Source organism: Rahnella sp. CJA17(1/100) (genome assembly GCF_963881615.1).
Classification (GTDB): Bacteria; Pseudomonadota; Gammaproteobacteria; order Enterobacterales; family Enterobacteriaceae; genus Rahnella; species Rahnella aceris.
Map to the genome: position 1 here is coordinate 176099 of NZ_CAWOJA010000064.1, position 17501 is coordinate 193599.

Here is a 17501-nt window from a genome sequence, read left to right on the forward strand (position 1 = left end):
CTACTCATTATCTGTAGATACTCCAAACTGGCGGTGATACCAACGGGGGATTAATTGCTCACGTAAGCCTTTAATTGTCCAATAATCATCAAAAACGAAGAGGCTGAGCTGACCCGATTCAGACGTTGAATGCCAGTCATAGTGCGCTTTGTTGTATCTGCTAACAACTTTATGTGCCGGCAGATGCCATTTATTAAAACGGGATGCGGACGCCAGTGCGATAACCGGCTTAACTGCCCGCAAAAATGGAGGTGTCGATGACGTATTGCTGCCATGATGAGGAACCTGAAGTACAGTGGCTTGCAGTTTGCTCCGCCACTTCCTGACTAACGCTTTTTCTGTTTCAGTTTCAATATCTCCGGTCAGGAGCAAACTGAATGAACCGTCATCAATGCGGATAACGCAGCTGTCGTTATTCCCTGCATCCTCTGACATTTTATCCGGCCACAAAACGTTAAAATCCAGCCCCTGCCAGTGCCATTGCTCGCCTGCTATGCATTTCAGATGATGCTGATCCGACAAAGCACTTTCACGAACGCTGGCGGCAGGATAACGGTTTTGTAACGGGGCCAAACCGCCCCGGTGATCCATGTCATTATGACTGATAATTATCTGTTCCAGCTGAATGTTCTTCCAATTTAAATAAGGGATAATATTTTGTTCAGCGGCTGAGCCCCCTTCCCAACGGTTGCCGGTATCATAAAGAATGCCCCGGCCATTTTTGCTGATAAGAACAGACAAGCCATGTCCGATATCAAGCATATCAACCCGCCAGCGCTCCGATGGATTTCTGTTCAGCCAGACAGAAGAGATCGCAAAAAGAGACAGCAACAGTGAAAGACAATATCTCAACGGGCAAATCCGCCAGCACAGAAGCACCAGCCATCCCATCAGGCTCACGGCCAGAAATGACTCACCCAATGGGATCCAACCGCCCGGTAATGCTTTTACCCCCCACAAAGCCAATCTCAATGTGGCATCCGCCAGTTGCCAAAGCAGAGCTTGTGCGTTATCCATCAATGCGCAGGGCGCGGCGTTCGTCAACAAGGCCAGTAATACCAGCGGGACTGTGATCAATGAAACAACCGGAACTGCCCACATATTGGCCGGAAACGAGAAGACGTTTACGCCGTGGAAAATCCAGACCTGTAAGGGCAACAGAAGAAGTGTCATTCCCACCTGCAGATGCCCCCAGCGAAACAATGCCCAATACCATGCCTGCTGAAACATTGCAGGAAGAGGCACCCACTGGAACCAGAAAACCAGAGCCCCCACCGCGAAGCATGACAACCAGAAGCTGTCGGACAATAAATTCATAGGGTCGACCAGCAGAAGCATAGCCACCACCCAAAGCCATATCTGGCACGGATGACAGCGGACACGGAACAGACGCAGCAGGATCCACATCAACACCGCAAACGTTGCACGCAGCGCAGGTGCATTGCCTCCGGAAAGCCAGGTATAGAACAGCAGAAAAACGCCGCTCACGAATAACGGAAAGCGGTAGTCAATCAGTTTTACCGGCAGCAGATACTGCAATCCACGCGCCAGCCACCATCCAAATAACGCCGCAATTCCGATATGTAGGCCTGATATCGCCACCAGATGCGCGATGCCAGTCTGTTGTAACATTAGCTTGTCTGCAGCCTGTATTAATCCTTTTTCGCCAAAAGCCAGTGCAATCAGTACGGGCGTATTTTCCATCGGTGGCATCTTCTGCTGCAACCGCTGAATAAATTGCTGACGAAGCGAACTTCTGGCATCTAATAGCTGCCTGTTACGGACAGTTGCTGTCAGAGGTGCATGCTGAGCCAACGCCCAACGCTGGGCATCAAATCCGCCTTCATTCAGCAAGCTGTGGACGGGCCGCATACTGACGATCATATCCCAGCGCTGGCCCGCTAACAGTTCTCCCTCTGTCTTGTCCCATTTAGTGCGGAACATGACCGGCGGGAAAATTATTTTTCCTTCTGCTTTTTCTATTTTGAAGAGTACAGAAGATGTACTGGTGCTCCCGAGATTAATACTCTCTACCACGGCGATAACATGACGCTTTGTGCCCTGAAGCGCTGAAATCTGATCGAGCTGAATACCGCCCTGAAACGAGGCCCAACTGAAACTCAGCAGGCCGATCGCTATCAGGCTGAATATTTTGTGATGAAATCTGAAGCAGCATGAGGCGCAAAGACACAGCGTGACCAGATGAATAGCCGAAGGAAGTTGGGAAAAAATAAGCAGTGGCAACATCCCTGCAATAACCGCTAAAGCAGCCTCGTCCAGTGAAATTTTGATGTTTTACTCCCTTCACGTTCATCAGACATGTTTTCGTGCCGGAGTATGATTTTCATGCAAAGAAGGAGCAACCAGGAAAGCAAAACGCTGCGTGACGTTACGCAAAAATTTTATGATCGCAACTGAAAGAGGGGGGAACTTATTCGTCATAAAGCAAAAAAAAACGGCACCCCGAGAGGTGCCGCTTTACGTTCGCTATAGGCAGACATTTACGTTCAGGCGAAAGCCTCAGCCGTAAATATTCGCGCGATCACGCAACTCTTTCCCTGGCTTAAAGTGAGGAACGTACTTGCCGTCCAGCTCGACTTTATCGCCAGTTTTAGGGTTGCGCCCAACACGCGGAGCACGGTAGTGAAGAGAAAAACTGCCAAACCCACGGATTTCGATGCGTTCACCATCAGCCAAGGTTGCAGCCATATGCTCAAGCATCTCTTTCACTGCATCCTCAACAGCTTTCGCCGGGATATGAGAGTGCTGGCCAGCAAGTCTTTCAATAAGTTCAGACTTGGTCATAGTACCTCCAAGCTTTGCAGCTAAACTACCGTTTCGGGGCGACTGAGCCGCCCCCCGTCATTACTCGCCTTTTGCCGCTTTGAACGCTTCAGCCATAGCACTAGAGAAGTTGCTTTCGTCTGGTTTGTTGTTAACAACAGCGATTGCATCTTTCTCGTCAGCTTCGTCCTTAGCACGGACGGACAGGCTTACTACGCGGTTCTTACGATCAACACCGGTGAATTTAGCTTCTACTTCATCACCAACGCTCAGAACCAGAGTTGCGTCTTCAATACGGTCGCGAGAAGCTTCTGAAGCGCGCAGGTAACCTTCTACGCCGCCAGCTAATTCAACTGTAGCACCTTTGGCGTCAACTGCTGTAACTTTACCAGTAACAATAGTACCTTTCTTGTTAACAGACAGGTAGTTATTGAATGGATCTTCAGCCAGTTGCTTCACGCCCAGGGAGATACGTTCACGTTCTGCATCAACTTGCAGAACCACAGCTGCGATTTCGTCGCCTTTTTTGTATTCACGTACTGCTTCTTCGCCTGCAACGTTCCAGGAGATGTCAGACAGGTGAACCAGGCCGTCGATGCCGCCGTCCAGACCGATGAAGATACCGAAGTCAGTGATTGACTTGATTTTACCTTCAACGCGGTCGTTCTTGTTGTGGGTTTCTGCGAATTGCTGCCATGGGTTGTTTTTGCATTGTTTCAGGCCCAGGGAGATACGACGACGTTCTTCGTCGATATCCAGAACCATAACTTCAACAACATCGCCCACGTTAACAACTTTAGATGGGTGGATGTTTTTATTAGTCCAATCCATTTCAGAAACGTGAACCAGACCTTCAACGCCTTCTTCGATTTCTACGAAGCAGCCGTAATCAGTCAGGTTGGTAACGCGACCAGTCAGTTTAGTACCTTCTGGGTAACGTTTAGCGATAGCGACCCAAGGATCTTCGCCCAGTTGTTTCAGACCCAGTGATACACGGGTACGCTCACGGTCAAATTTAAGAACTTTAACAGTGATTTCATCGCCAACATTAACGATTTCGCTTGGGTGTTTAACACGTTTCCAAGCCATGTCAGTGATGTGCAGCAGGCCGTCAACGCCGCCCAGATCAACGAATGCACCGTAGTCAGTGAGGTTCTTAACGATACCTTTAACTTCCATGCCTTCCTGCAGGTTTTCCAGCAGTTGATCGCGCTCTGCGCTGTTCTCAGACTCAATTACTGCACGACGGGAAACAACAACGTTGTTGCGTTTCTGGTCCAGTTTGATGACTTTGAACTCAAGATCTTTGCCTTCGAGATGCAGCGTGTCGCGAACAGGACGAACGTCTACCAGTGAGCCTGGCAGGAACGCACGAATACCGTTCAGCTCAACAGTGAAACCGCCTTTAACTTTACCGTTGATAACACCGGTAACAGTTGCAGATTCTTCGTAAGCTTTTTCCAGCGTGATCCAAGCTTCATGACGTTTAGCTTTTTCACGGGACAGCAGAGTTTCACCGAAGCCGTCTTCAACAGCGTCCAGCGCAACATCAACTTCGTCGCCAACCTGGATTTCCAGTTCGCCCTGTGCGTTTTTGAATTGTTCTGCCGGGATTGCAGACTCAGATTTCAGACCGGCGTCAACCAGTACGATATCTTTGTCGATAGACACAACAACACCACGAACGATGGAACCAGGACGGGTTTCGATTGTTTTTAAGGATTCTTCAAAGAGTTGAGCAAAAGATTCAGTCATGTTGATAATCTTTAGGTTCTTAAGTTTAACGTCCATCTGGCTTCCTGCTGGATGGGGTTGTTTCAAATGCCCCGCTACAGATCCTTGCGGCGAGGTTAAAAAAAACTATAGCCAAAACTGGCACTGAATATTCTTCAGCACCAGAGTGAGGCTCGATTACCGGGTTTGTTTTTGCGGCAATCCTAGAATTTCTGTGGCATAAGCCAGTGCTTTTTCGATGACTTCATCGATGGACATGCTGGTTGAATCCAGCAACAACGCATCAGAAGCAGCCACTAAAGGCGCGACGGGCCTGTTACGATCACGGTCATCGCGCTCTTTGATCTCGGCTAAAAGCCGTTCAAAGTTAACACTAAAGCCTTTTTCCTGCAACTGTAGCATTCTTCTGTTTGCACGTTCTTCCGAACTGGCATCCAGAAATATCTTCACCGGTGCATCAGGGAAAACCACCGTCCCCATGTCACGACCATCCGCAATCAGGCCCGGTGCATCACGGAATGCGCGCTGCCGGCGCAATAATGCTTCACGAACGCGGGGAAATGCCGCCGCCTGAGATGCAGTATTGCCTACCGTTTCGGTGCGGATTTCATGGGTAACATCCTCACCTTCTAAAATAACGTGCAACTGCCCATCCTGAGCCACAAAACGAACGTCGAGATGTGCGGCAAGCGGAACTAGCGCCTCTTCTGAGACAATATCAACCTGGTGATGCAAAGCCGCCAGCGCCAAAACGCGGTAAATCGCGCCGGAATCCAACAGATGCCAGTTAAAGGCTTCGGCCAACGCTTTACACAACGTACCTTTACCTGCACCACTTGGCCCATCAACGGTGATTACCGGGGCTAAAGCCGTCATTTTTGTCTCCTTTCGGTGGGGTATGCCCGCTTCATTAGCCTCACAGGACTAATTCAGGAGCGGCATTATACGCTGCCTTCACTGCAACTGTTACCCCACATTTTTCAGTTGGCTAAAAAGCGGACGGTTCTGAGCCTGAAAACAAAAAAACGGACATCAGGGATGTCCGTTCATACACGGGCAACCAAGTGAAAAACTATGCCAGCGTGCTGATTGCCGCCAGACGGTCAAAATAGTCCGGGAACGTTTTTGCGGTACACTTCGGATCAAGAATGGTCACCGGCGTATCGGATAACGCCACCAGCGAGAAACACATCGCCATGCGGTGATCATTATAGGTGCCAATTTCGGCAAATTTCAGCGATTGAGGCGGATCAATACGAATGTAATCTTCGCCCTCTTCCACTGTTGCGCCGACTTTACGCAGCTCAGTCGCCATCGCCGTCAGGCGATCGGTCTCTTTAACACGCCAGTTGTAAATATTACGCAACGTTGTCGGGCCTTCAGCAAACAAGGCAGCGGTAGCAATGGTCATTGCTGCATCAGGAATATGGTTCATATCCATGTCAATGCCGTTCAGTTCACCGCGGGTACATTCGATATAATCATCAGCCCAGTGAATAGTAGCACCCATTTTTTCCAGCACATCTGCAAAACGAATATCGCCCTGCATGCTGTTTTTGCCGATTCCGGTCACACGAACCGTACCGCCCTTGATCGCCGCAGCGGCCAGGAAGTAAGACGCTGAAGAGGCATCACCTTCGACCAGATATGCGCCCGGAGACACATAATGCTGACGTCCTTGGATGCTAAATCTCTGGTACTTGTGGTTTTCCACTTCAATACCAAAGGTTTTCATCAGGTTCAGCGTGATATCGATATAAGGTTTGGAAACCAGATCACCTTTAATCTGAATGGTTGTATCGTTATCTGCCAGCGGAGCTGTCATCAATAACGCTGTCAGAAACTGGCTGGAAACACTGCCATCAACACTGACGTCACCGCCACTAAATCCACCACGCAGGCGCAAAGGCGGATAGTTTTCCTGCTCCAGATAATCAATCTGCGCACCGCCCTGACGAAGCGCATCAACCAGATGTCCGATCGGGCGCTCTTTCATGCGCGGCTCACCGGTCAGTACAACATCCTGTTCGCCCAGGCATAATGCTGCCGCCAGCGGACGCATTGCGGTTCCTGCATTCCCAAGAAATAGTTCCAGACCTTTAGCATGGGAAAAAGCCGTGCCCAGACCATCGATTTCACACTCGGTGCGGGATGCAGATAAACGATGCGTGACACCCAGTTGAGTCAGTGCTGTCAACATATGACGCACATCATCGCTGTCGAGCAGGTTAGTCAGGCGGGTAGTACCCTGTGCAAAAGCAGCCAGTAAAAGTGCGCGGTTAGAAACACTTTTTGAGCCAGGTAAATTGATGCTGCCGTTAACCAGCGCAACGGGTTGTAATGTCAGGGATTCCACTCTTTCTCCAATTCTTCTTTTCATAAAATGACCCCGGACATTGCGCCGGGGTCATTTTTAAGGCTTCTCAATGAAGCATTCTGCGAGCCTGAAAGCCAGCACACTTAACCGTGACGTTTTTCGAACTCCGCCATAAAGTCGGTCAGGGCTTTTACGCCTTCAATCGGCATTGCATTATAAATAGATGCGCGCATACCGCCAGCCACGCGGTGGCCTTTTAGTGCATGCAGACCGGCTTCCTGTGCCTGATCAAGGAACAGTTTATCCAGCGAGGCATCTGCCATCTGGAAAGGAACGTTCATCCACGAACGGTTAGCCGCCACCACAGGGTTACGATAGAAGCCGGTGCGATCGATTGCGCCATACAAAAGTTCGGCTTTTGCACGATTGCGCTTTTCCATTTCGCGCAGACCGCCCTGCTCTTTCAGCCACTTGAATACCATACCTGACAGATACCATGCAAAGGTCGGCGGGGTATTGAACATAGAGTCGTTCTCAGCCAGCACGGTATAATCGAGGATAGAAGGCAATTCAGTGCGCGCTTTGCCCAGCAGATCATCACGAACGATAACCAGGGTCAGACCCGCAGGACCGATATTTTTCTGCGCGCCAGCATAAATCACCCCAAAACGGCTGACGTCAATCGGGCGGGAAAGAATGCAGGATGAATAATCTGCTACCACGATTTTGTCGCCAAAATCAGGCATTTCATCAATAGCGATTCCATCGATAGTTTCATTTGGGCAATAATGAACGTAGGCAGAATCTGCACTCAGTTTCCATTCGCTCATCGGCAGAATGCCACGCTTACCATCAATCGTAGTGGTGACATCAATCACGTTTGGCGTGCAATATTTTTGGGCTTCTTTAACTGCGCTGTGTGCCCAATAGCCACCATCAATATAATCAGCGGAGGATTTTTCACCCAAAAGGTTCATTGGCACAGCAGCAAATTGCGCACGGGCGCCGCCATGGCAGAACAGCACTTTATAGTTCGAGGGAATATTGAGCAGGTCACGGATATCCTTTTCGGATTCTTCAGCAACCTGGATAAATTCCTTACTACGGTGACTGATTTCCATCACCGATGTACCCAGTCCGTGCCAGTTACAAAGTTCCTGTTCCGCACGACGCAATACTTCAGCCGGAATCATTGCCGGACCTGCACTAAAATTATAAACCTGAGTCATTTCCCCTCACCACTTCTCTGAGACAGTCACATAGTAGTCACTAATTTAACGGTTTTATCATCCGAGACAAGCAGTCTGCAACGGTTATTGATGACGACCTGATAAACAGCGATGAGATGTTGATCACAAGGTTCATTCCTCCTTTTAACCCTGATTTTTCGGAATAATATGTGTAAGTACCGTCAAATTTCACACGGTATAACAGCGTGTTCAAACTCAAGCCTTTGACTTCACACAGCGATTACATTCTTAACACGAATACATGGAGCTAATGTGCAAAACCCCGTATCATTGCACGTTTTTAGCACGCTCAAAAGTGAACTCAATGACCCAAACTTTTATTCCTGGTAAAGACGCGGCGCTGGAAGACTCCATTTCCCGCTTCCAACAAAAACTCACCGATCTCGGCTTTAATATCGAAGAAGCTTCGTGGCTGAATCCGGTTCCCCACGTCTGGTCAGTGCACATTCGCGATCGCGACTGCCCGCTGTGCTTCACCAACGGTAAAGGCGCCAGCAAGAAAGCCGCACTGGCATCTGCTTTGGGTGAATATTTTGAGCGCCTGTCGACTAACTATTTCTTCGCTGATTTCTATCTGGGCAAAGAAATCGCTAATGGCGATTTCGTTCATTATCCGAATGAGAAGTGGTTCCCGCTTCCGGAAGACGACAGTCTGCCCGCCGGGATCCTGGATGAGCGCCTGCACGCATTTTATGATGCCGATAAAGAACTGGTTGCCCGTGATCTGATCGACCTGCAATCAGGCAATCCTGATCGTGGTATCTGCGCTCTGCCATTTACCCGTCAGTCCGATCTGCAAACCGTCTATATTCCGATGAACATCATCGGCAACTTGTACGTTTCCAACGGGATGTCCGCGGGTAACACCGCCAATGAAGCGCGGGTTCAGGGGCTGTCAGAAGTCTTCGAGCGTTATGTCAAAAACCGCATCATTGCAGAATCCATCAGTCTGCCTGAAATCCCCTCTGACGTTCTGGCACGCTATCCTGGAGTGGTTGAAGCCATCGCCAAACTGGAAGAAGAAGGTTTCCCTATTCTTTCTTATGACGCCTCACTGGGCGGCAATTATCCGGTCATTTGCGTGGTTCTGTTCAACCCGGCGAATGGCACCTGTTTCGCGTCCTTTGGTGCACACCCTGATTTTGGCGTCGCACTGGAACGTACCGTGACGGAACTGTTGCAAGGCCGCAGTCTGAAAGACCTGGATGTCTTCACGGCGCCTACTTTTGACGACGAAGAAGTGGCTGAACACGCTAACCTTGAAACCCATTTCATCGACTCAAGCGGTCTGATTTCCTGGGATATGTTCAAACAAGACGCAGACTATTCGTTTGCAGACTGGAGTTTCAGCGGTACCACTGAAGAAGAATTTGCGACACTGATGGCTATCTTTGATAAAGAAGATGCTGAAGTGTATATCGCCGATTACGAACATCTGGATGTATACGCCTGCCGCATTATCGTTCCGGGCATGTCTGACATTTATCCTGCCGAAGATTTATTGCTGGCGAATAACAGCATGGGCGCGCATTTGCGTGATCAACTGCTGGCGTTGCCGGGCAGCGATCTGCCAAAAGAAACCTATCTTGAGATGATCACTCAACTCGACGATGAAGGTCTGGATGACTTTACCCGCGTTCGCGAACTGCTGGGGATCGCCAGCGGCAAAGACAACGGCTGGTACACGCTGCGTGTCGGTGAGCTGAAATCTATGCTGGCTCTTGCCGGTGGTGATTTGGATCAGGCGCTGACCTGGGCTGAATGGGCGCATGAGTTCAATTCCTCGGTGTACAGCGATGAGCGCAACAACTATTACCGTTGCCTGCAAACCCTGCTCCAGTTGTCTCTGGAAGAAGATCGCGAGCCAGCCCAGTACTACAACGCTTTCGTGAAAATGTATGGTCAGAAAGCAGTTGAGGATGCTTCGGCGGCCATCAGTGGAGAAGTCCGTTTCCACAGTCTGTTTGCAGTCGACCCTGAGCTGAAAGCCTTGCCAGCCCATCAGGCGCTGCTTGGTGCATACGAAAAGCTGCAAGTCGCCAAACGTCGTCACTGGTCGAAAGCCTGATTCACTGACACTTTGAAGCGATTAAAACCGACGGGATTTCCTGTCGGTTTTTTTGTTTATAAATTCGCTATCAGTTCACTATAAATCCTAAGCTTCTGCTGCTGTATTTGTCCGCAAAAGTTTGACTCGGCCATCAAAATGACGTGTAATTCCGCGCGAAATAATACCCGCTTGCCGTTTTTGCGAGAAAAATATAGCACTTATTTTATAAGTTAATTGAAAGTGAAATTTATAAAATCAAAATAACGATATTTATTAACACTGAATCCTTTGTATTAACTAGAATCTGAAAATAAACTCTTGCTTTCTCAACTTTATTTGCAAAAATTAAAATCTTTTTATTCGTTTATTTTCAATTAATTACCCATAAAACCACCCCTTTAGCAGTCTATTAAAAACCACCAAAAACCCCCTCATATGATCCACGTCAATTTTTACGTTATACTGCTTTGCTAGTATCTCGTTGCGCAGTGCATAGCCCTGAATAAGAGAGTTAATGTGAAAGCTGACAACCCCTTCGATCTCATTTTACCCGCCGCGACAGCGAAAATTGCTGAAGATGCTGGCGTTTATAAAGCCACCAAACAGCCGTTAAAAACATTCTTTTTAGCCATTACTGCTGGCGTCTTTATTTCTATTGCCTTTGCTTTTTATATCACCGCCACTACAGGCACCGGTACCGTCCCTTATGGCCTTGCAAAACTGGTTGGGGGCATCTGCTTCTCTCTGGGTCTTATGCTGGTTGTCGTATGTGGTGCGGACCTGTTCACGTCCACTGTACTTATCGTCATTGCGAAAGCCAGCGGTCGAATCACCTGGGGGCAATTGGCGTGCAACTGGGTCAATGTCTATATTGGTAACCTGGTCGGCTGCTTATTCTTTGTGGCTCTGATTTGGTTCTCCGGTGAATACATGGTTGATAACGGTTTGTGGGGACTGAACGTTCTGCAAACTGCTGATCATAAAATGCATCACACATTTATCGAAGCCGTATGTCTGGGGATCCTCGCAAACCTGATGGTTTGCCTGGCGGTATGGATGAGTTACTCCGGCCGCAGTCTGATGGATAAAATGTTCGCTATGATTTTACCGGTCGGCATGTTCGTCGCCAGCGGCTTTGAACACAGCATTGCTAACATGTTCATGATCCCTTTAGGCATCGTAGTGAAAAATTTTGCGACACCAGAATTCTGGCAGGCTGTCGGGGCAACACCGGCACAATTCGCAGAGCTGAATATCCCTAACTTTATCATAGACAATCTCATCCCTGTGACCATCGGTAACATCATTGGGGGTGGTTTGCTGGTAGGGTTAACGTACTGGGTCATATATCTTCGCGATGAGAAACACCACTGAAACAATGTGGCAGTCTTGTTACGACAGTTTTACACGTGATTTTTAAAGAAATCCAAATTAGAAGGTAGGTGCAAAATGTCCAAGCTCAATGAAAAATTGACCAACGCATGGCAGGGTTTTAGTGCTGGTGAATGGCAGAATGGCGTAAACGTCCGTGACTTCATTCAGAAGAACTACACACCGTATGAAGGTGATGAGTCCTTCCTGGCTGGCGCTACCCAAGCGACAACCACCCTGTGGGATAAAGTAATGGATGGTATCAAACTGGAGAACCGTACTAAGGCTCCAGTAGATTTCGATACCGACGTTGCCTCTACCATCACCTCTCACGATGCCGGCTACATCAACAAATCATTGGAAACCATCGTTGGTCTGCAAACTGACGCGCCATTGAAACGTGCCCTGATCCCTTTCGGCGGCATCAAAATGGTGGAAGGTTCATGTAAAGTTTACGGTCGTGAACTGGATCCGGCACTGAAAAAAGTCTTCACTGATTACCGCAAAACCCACAACCAGGGTGTTTTCGATGTTTACACTAAAGACATCCTGAACTGCCGCAAATCTGGTGTGCTGACCGGTTTGCCAGATGCCTATGGTCGTGGCCGTATCATCGGTGACTACCGTCGCGTCGCGCTGTATGGTATCGACTTCCTGATGGCCGACAAATACGCACAATTCCAGTCTCTGCAAGACGACCTGGAAAATGGCGTAAACCTGGAAATGACCATCCAGTTGCGTGAAGAAATCTCAGAACAACACCGTGCTCTGGGTCAGATTAAAGAAATGGCTGCTAAATATGGCTGCGATATCTCTGGTCCTGCAACAACTGCGCAAGAAGCTGTTCAGTGGACTTACTTCGGTTACCTGGCTGCCGTTAAATCTCAGAACGGTGCTGCGATGTCCTTTGGCCGCGTCTCTACTTTCCTTGACGTGTACATCGAACGTGATATCAAAGCAGGCAAACTGAACGAAGAACAAGCTCAGGAACTGATTGACCACCTGGTTATGAAACTGCGTATGGTGCGTTTCCTGCGTACCCCTGAATATGATGAATTGTTCTCCGGTGACCCAATCTGGGCGACAGAATCTCTGGCTGGTATGGGTGTTGATGGTCGTACTCTGGTTACCAAAAACAGCTTCCGCTTCCTGAATACCCTGTACACCATGGGACCTTCACCAGAGCCAAATATGACCATTCTGTGGTCAGAAAAGCTGCCAATGAACTTCAAAAAGTACGCAGCGAAAGTGTCTATCGATACCTCATCTGTACAGTATGAGAACGATGATCTGATGCGTCCTGATTTCAACAACGATGACTATGCTATCGCTTGTTGTGTGAGCCCAATGGTTGTGGGTAAACAAATGCAGTTCTTCGGCGCTCGTGCAAACCTGGCGAAAACCATGTTGTACGCAATCAACGGCGGCGTTGATGAAAAAATGAAAATCCAGGTTGGTCCTAAAGAAGCACCAATGATGGATGAAGTGCTGACCTTTGATAAAGTCATGGAACGCATGGATCACTTCATGGACTGGTTGGCTAAACAGTACGTGACTGCGCTGAACATTATTCACTACATGCATGACAAATACAGCTACGAAGCATCGCTGATGGCTCTGCATGACCGCGATGTTTATCGCACCATGGCATGTGGTATCGCAGGTTTGTCAGTTGCTGCTGACTCCCTGTCTGCTATCAAATATGCAAAAGTTAGCACCATCCGTGACGAAGACGGCCTGGCTGTAGACTTCAAAATTGAAGGTGAGTATCCACAGTTCGGTAACAACGATTCTCGCGTAGATGACATCGCTTGTGACCTGGTAGAACGTTTCATGAAGAAAATTCAGAAACTGCGTACCTACCGTGGCGCTGTAGCAACTCAGTCTGTTCTGACCATCACCTCTAACGTGGTTTATGGTAAGAAAACAGGTAACACTCCAGATGGTCGTCGTGCTGGTGCTCCGTTTGGCCCGGGTGCTAACCCAATGCACGGTCGTGACCAGAAAGGTGCGGTTGCCTCTCTGACCTCCGTTGCTAAACTGCCGTTTGCTTACGCGAAAGATGGTATTTCTTATACCTTCTCTATCGTTCCAAATGCGCTGGGTAAAGACGATGATGTGCGTAAAGCCAACCTTGCGGGTCTGATGGATGGTTACTTCCACCACGAAGCGTCCATCGAAGGTGGTCAACACCTGAACGTGAACGTCATGAACCGTGAAATGCTGTTAGATGCGATGGAACATCCTGAAAACTATCCTCAGCTGACCATTCGTGTTTCTGGCTACGCAGTGCGTTTCAACTCACTGACTAAAGAACAGCAACAAGACGTTATTACCCGTACTTTCACTAAGTCCCTGTAATAATTCAACCTTGTAATCTGGTCTGATAAAAAGGCTCCACAATGTGGAGCCTTTGTTTCATCCCTCCCTGCCCGCACTGTCTGTACGACAGTCTGTTTTGCCAGAGCGCTATACGTTGTGGACTTCTGGCAAAGCAGTACCGCCATTGCTGACAATCAACCTTATTGATTGTCTGGTATCATAAACCTGTGGTTTCCAGTTTATCTCTGCCAGGCCAGCATCCGCACATGTAGACTGCTATTTATTGGTCACTATGGAGAACAACCCGCAATGTCAGTTCAAGGTCGCATCCACTCATATGAATCCTGTGGCACCGTTGACGGCCCAGGTATCCGTTTCATTGTTTTCTTCCAGGGTTGCCTGATGCGTTGCATGTATTGCCACAACCGCGATACCTGGGATACACATGGCGGAAAAGAGATCAATGTTGATGATTTAATGAAAGAAGTCGTGACGTATCGTCACTTCATGAATGCTTCCGGCGGTGGTGTAACAGCCTCTGGTGGCGAAGCCATTCTTCAGGCAGAGTTTGTGCGTGACTGGTTCCGCGCCTGCCAGAAAGAAGGGATCAACACTTGCCTGGACACCAACGGTTTTGTCCGCCGTTATGATCCGGTGATCGACGAATTATTGGATGTCTCTGATCTGGTCATGCTTGATCTCAAGCAGATGAATGATGACATTCACCAGAATCTGGTGGGCGTGTCCAACCACCGCACTCTGGACTTTGCCCGCTATCTGGCAAAACGTAATCAGCGCACCTGGATCCGTTATGTCGTGGTGCCGGGCTGGTCTGATGATGATGACTCCGCGCATAAGCTGGGTGAGTTCACCAAAGATATGACTAACATCGAGAAGATCGAACTGCTGCCATACCATGAGTTGGGCAAACACAAATGGACGGCAATGGGTGAGAAATACGGTCTGGATGGCGTAAATCCACCCACCAAAGAGATCATGGAAAGAGTGAAAAATATTCTTGCCAGTTACGGGCATAAAGTTATTTATTAACAGCCTGATATGCTCATAAAAAAGACGCCAAATGGCGTCTTTTTTGCTTTATGGCTCAGAACATACCCAAAATCATTGGGATTGCAGCTTTAATTATGAAAAGGATTAGGCAGTCGCTACAGGATTATGCGTATGATCCGCTTTGCGCATCAGCATCACCAGATACACCAGCGAGACCACTGCAATCATCACGAACAACAGACGGTCGGAATAACTCTGCATTAGCATCGCGGTCATTGTCGGCCCGGCGAGGCTGCCGATGGTGTAACTCATCAGTAATGCCTGGTTCATCGCCACCAGTTCCTCTGCGTTAACTTTTTCGCAAGCCCAGGACATAGCGACCGGATACAGCGTGAAACCAGCACAGCCCAGAATAAACAGCGTCGGAGCCATCGCATAGCCACTGAGCATCGCAATGCTGCCAAGGATAACGGCGAAGATCTGAATGCGCAGAACCATCAGACGGCCATAACGGTCAGCCAAACGCCCTACCGGCCATTGCCCGATAATCCCGGCGCTGACCAGCAATGCCATCCAGTAACCTACATCTGCATCGCTCATTCCCTGATGCGTCAGGAACAAAGGCATCAGGCCGTATAAAGATCCCAGAACGATGCCGGAAATAATACAGCCGTTAATCCCCAGCCGTGCATTACGGCGTCTGAACATCGGCATTACCGCATGACGCGGCTGCCCGCTTTCCTGGTTCTCAATATGCGTTAATAACAATGGCAGCATTGCAATGACAATCAGCGCTGTCACCCACGGCAGTACACTTAAAATTGCCGTCGGCACCGTACCCACCAGAAGCTGCCCAACCACCGTGCCGATGTAATACATGATCATATACGCTGCCAGTAACTGGCCGCGGTTTCTGACAGTTCCGCTGCGTAGCAACGCACTTTCCACCACTACCCAGATCAATGCGCAGCCGATGCCTGCAACGAATCGCGCCGTCACCCAACTCCAGAAACTTATTGAAAGTGCCAGACCTGCGGTCGCGACAGCAAACAGGATGCAGGAAAGGTAGTAACTGCGGTTAAAACCAACACGTTTAATCAGTCCGCCCGCAAGCAAAGTACCCAGCAGATTACCGGTAAAATAGGACGAACTGACGAGTCCGACCTGCCAGGTTGGAAGTTGCTCATGACTGAGCCACAAAGGGACCAATGTGTTTAAAACGGCGATAGAAATCGTCAACAACAGAAGTCCGCACAGGAGCAGAGAAACAGGACGGGAATAGGCGGACATAGGGCGGTGATGACCACAAAGAGGAAGAAATTGCGCGCATCATGCCACCGGCGGTTTAAAAGTCAATCTGGCAAAAATTGACCTGAGCACAAAGTGGAGAAGAATGATTGAAAACACTAATCAAGCTTAATGATTAAGATGAATGACACTTTAAAGACAGGTTAATATCACCATGATAACAAACAAGTTTGCATTTCCCGCAGCCATTACATTTTGCGTCATCAACAGAAGGTTGATTCTGTTGATTAAAAAATATTGCCGTGCGCGGACAGGCAATTTCGCACATTCGGCACAAGTCATCCAGCCGTCCCAGACACTGGGACAAAATAACCGGACGCAAACCAGTATCCATTGGCACACACTGATCCAGCGCCTCTCTTTCGCAAGCCTGCGTACAAGCACCGCAAAAGTCACATTCAGCATAATCGATAGCCAGCGAAGCCTTTCCTCCCTGGATGCTTATAATGCCGACCGGGCACGCCTGTGCGCAACGTCCGCATCCATCACATTGTTGCTGAAACATCGGTTCGGCAATGGCCTGAGGCGGACGGGCAATCACGCGCGCCAGCAAGTTCGCAGAAGGCTGTGCCGCCTGTTCAATTGCCTGTTTGCCCGGTGACAGCAAGCCGCGGAATAACCCACGGCGGCTGACCGTTCTGCTGCTCATCCAGGCACGATAGTATCTGGCGTCGCGGGAATCGCTCATCAGAAATACAGATCCACGACGGGCGCTTCCAGACTACGTTGTTGTTTCCAGCCCTGTAGTGTGGATTCTGCCAGTACGGCCACTCCGAGATAAAACGGGTGTTCTGCTTTCTGACGGAGTAATTCGAAATAGCGTCCGGCCCACGGCAATAAATGCTCTGTCAGAAATTCATCCAGCAAAGAAGGTGAATTCTCGGCTAACCATGCAGACATCATCAGCAGCAAACCGATGTGATCTTCCGGCTCTGCCTGCTCCAGATGGGGTTCAATACCGTTTTCACGCATCCACTGGCGCAATGCCAGCGTTGAATCGCCAAACAGCACTGATTCTTTGTCCAGATACACCGAGCCCCAAGGTGGCGCGGGTAACGAATAAGGGCCGATAAAAAGACGCTGATACGCGTCATCCAGACTTTCAGACGCGGCCGTAATCTGGCTGAATGTTTCTCCCGCCTGAGTTTTAGCCTCGTCACTCGCACATGGCCATGACTCGGTCCAGACGCTGCTTTCAAGTAACGTAATTAAGACGCTAACTTCAGGAGAGCTCGGCGGATAAAACAGCATCGCGCCTAATACTTTACCGGTTAAACTAATTGATTCTGCTGACATAATTAACTCATTTTGCAGAGGCACATCCTTACTGGCGACGTGCCTCCTGATAAACCTG

General features: G+C 49.0%; 13 protein-coding genes. 4 read left to right on the forward strand and 9 right to left on the reverse strand.

The window, feature by feature from the left end; all coding sequences use genetic code 11:
* From AACU55_RS21435 to serC, 6 genes are all read right to left on the reverse strand, one after another.
* Nucleotides 1-2280: a ComEC family protein gene (locus AACU55_RS21435; protein ID WP_371687423.1), complete on the reverse strand. Its 2280-nt coding sequence runs from the start codon at nucleotides 2278-2280 to the stop codon at nucleotides 1-3.
* Nucleotides 2281-2520: 240 nt separating this feature from the next.
* Entirely contained in the window at nucleotides 2521-2805 is a 285-nt protein-coding gene (gene ihfB / locus AACU55_RS21440; protein WP_013574835.1) for an integration host factor subunit beta, read from the reverse strand.
* Between the two features lie 60 nt (nucleotides 2806-2865).
* Nucleotides 2866-4539 carry a 30S ribosomal protein S1 gene (gene rpsA, locus AACU55_RS21445; protein ID WP_015689619.1) on the reverse strand — a complete coding sequence of 558 codons (1674 nt, stop codon included), beginning with the start codon at nucleotides 4537-4539 and terminating at the stop codon, nucleotides 2866-2868.
* Nucleotides 4540-4695: 156 nt separating this feature from the next.
* Complete coding sequence (gene cmk / locus AACU55_RS21450; RefSeq protein WP_013574833.1) at nucleotides 4696-5394, reverse strand: (d)CMP kinase; 699 nt, start codon at nucleotides 5392-5394, stop codon at nucleotides 4696-4698.
* 196 nt (nucleotides 5395-5590) lie between these two features.
* Entirely contained in the window at nucleotides 5591-6874 is a 1284-nt protein-coding gene (gene aroA, locus AACU55_RS21455; RefSeq protein ID WP_134706126.1) for a 3-phosphoshikimate 1-carboxyvinyltransferase, read from the reverse strand.
* Between the two features lie 104 nt (nucleotides 6875-6978).
* Nucleotides 6979-8064 (reverse strand): 3-phosphoserine/phosphohydroxythreonine transaminase, encoded by a 1086-nt coding sequence (gene serC, locus AACU55_RS21460; protein ID WP_037036024.1) that lies wholly within the window; start codon nucleotides 8062-8064, stop codon nucleotides 6979-6981.
* Nucleotides 8065-8389: 325 nt separating this feature from the next.
* Between serC and ycaO the strand changes: the two genes are divergently transcribed.
* The 4 genes from ycaO (at nucleotide 8390) to pflA (ending at nucleotide 14878) form a co-directional block, all read left to right on the forward strand.
* Nucleotides 8390-10153, forward strand: coding sequence for a 30S ribosomal protein S12 methylthiotransferase accessory factor YcaO (gene ycaO / locus AACU55_RS21465; protein WP_134706085.1), 1764 nt, complete (start codon nucleotides 8390-8392; stop codon nucleotides 10151-10153).
* A 498-nt stretch (nucleotides 10154-10651) separates the two neighbouring features.
* Nucleotides 10652-11509 carry a formate transporter FocA gene (focA, locus tag AACU55_RS21470; RefSeq protein WP_013574829.1) on the forward strand — a complete coding sequence of 286 codons (858 nt, stop codon included), beginning with the start codon at nucleotides 10652-10654 and terminating at the stop codon, nucleotides 11507-11509.
* Between the two features lie 75 nt (nucleotides 11510-11584).
* Nucleotides 11585-13867 (forward strand): formate C-acetyltransferase, encoded by a 2283-nt coding sequence (gene pflB, locus AACU55_RS21475; RefSeq protein WP_134706086.1) that lies wholly within the window; start codon nucleotides 11585-11587, stop codon nucleotides 13865-13867.
* Nucleotides 13868-14137: 270 nt separating this feature from the next.
* Nucleotides 14138-14878 (forward strand): pyruvate formate lyase 1-activating protein, encoded by a 741-nt coding sequence (gene pflA, locus AACU55_RS21480; RefSeq protein ID WP_015689580.1) that lies wholly within the window; start codon nucleotides 14138-14140, stop codon nucleotides 14876-14878.
* Between the two features lie 105 nt (nucleotides 14879-14983).
* On the opposite strand, the gene AACU55_RS21485 is transcribed toward pflA, so the two are convergent.
* From AACU55_RS21485 to dmsD, 3 genes are all read right to left on the reverse strand, one after another.
* Entirely contained in the window at nucleotides 14984-16129 is a 1146-nt protein-coding gene (locus AACU55_RS21485; RefSeq protein WP_119261428.1) for an MFS transporter, read from the reverse strand.
* A 133-nt stretch (nucleotides 16130-16262) separates the two neighbouring features.
* Nucleotides 16263-16835: a ferredoxin-type protein NapF gene (gene napF, locus AACU55_RS21490; RefSeq protein ID WP_013574785.1), complete on the reverse strand. Its 573-nt coding sequence runs from the start codon at nucleotides 16833-16835 to the stop codon at nucleotides 16263-16265.
* Entirely contained in the window at nucleotides 16835-17443 is a 609-nt protein-coding gene (gene dmsD, locus AACU55_RS21495; protein ID WP_112151145.1) for a Tat proofreading chaperone DmsD, read from the reverse strand. The genes napF and dmsD overlap by 1 nt, the downstream gene beginning before the upstream one ends.
* Between the last annotated feature and the right edge of the window lie 58 nt (nucleotides 17444-17501).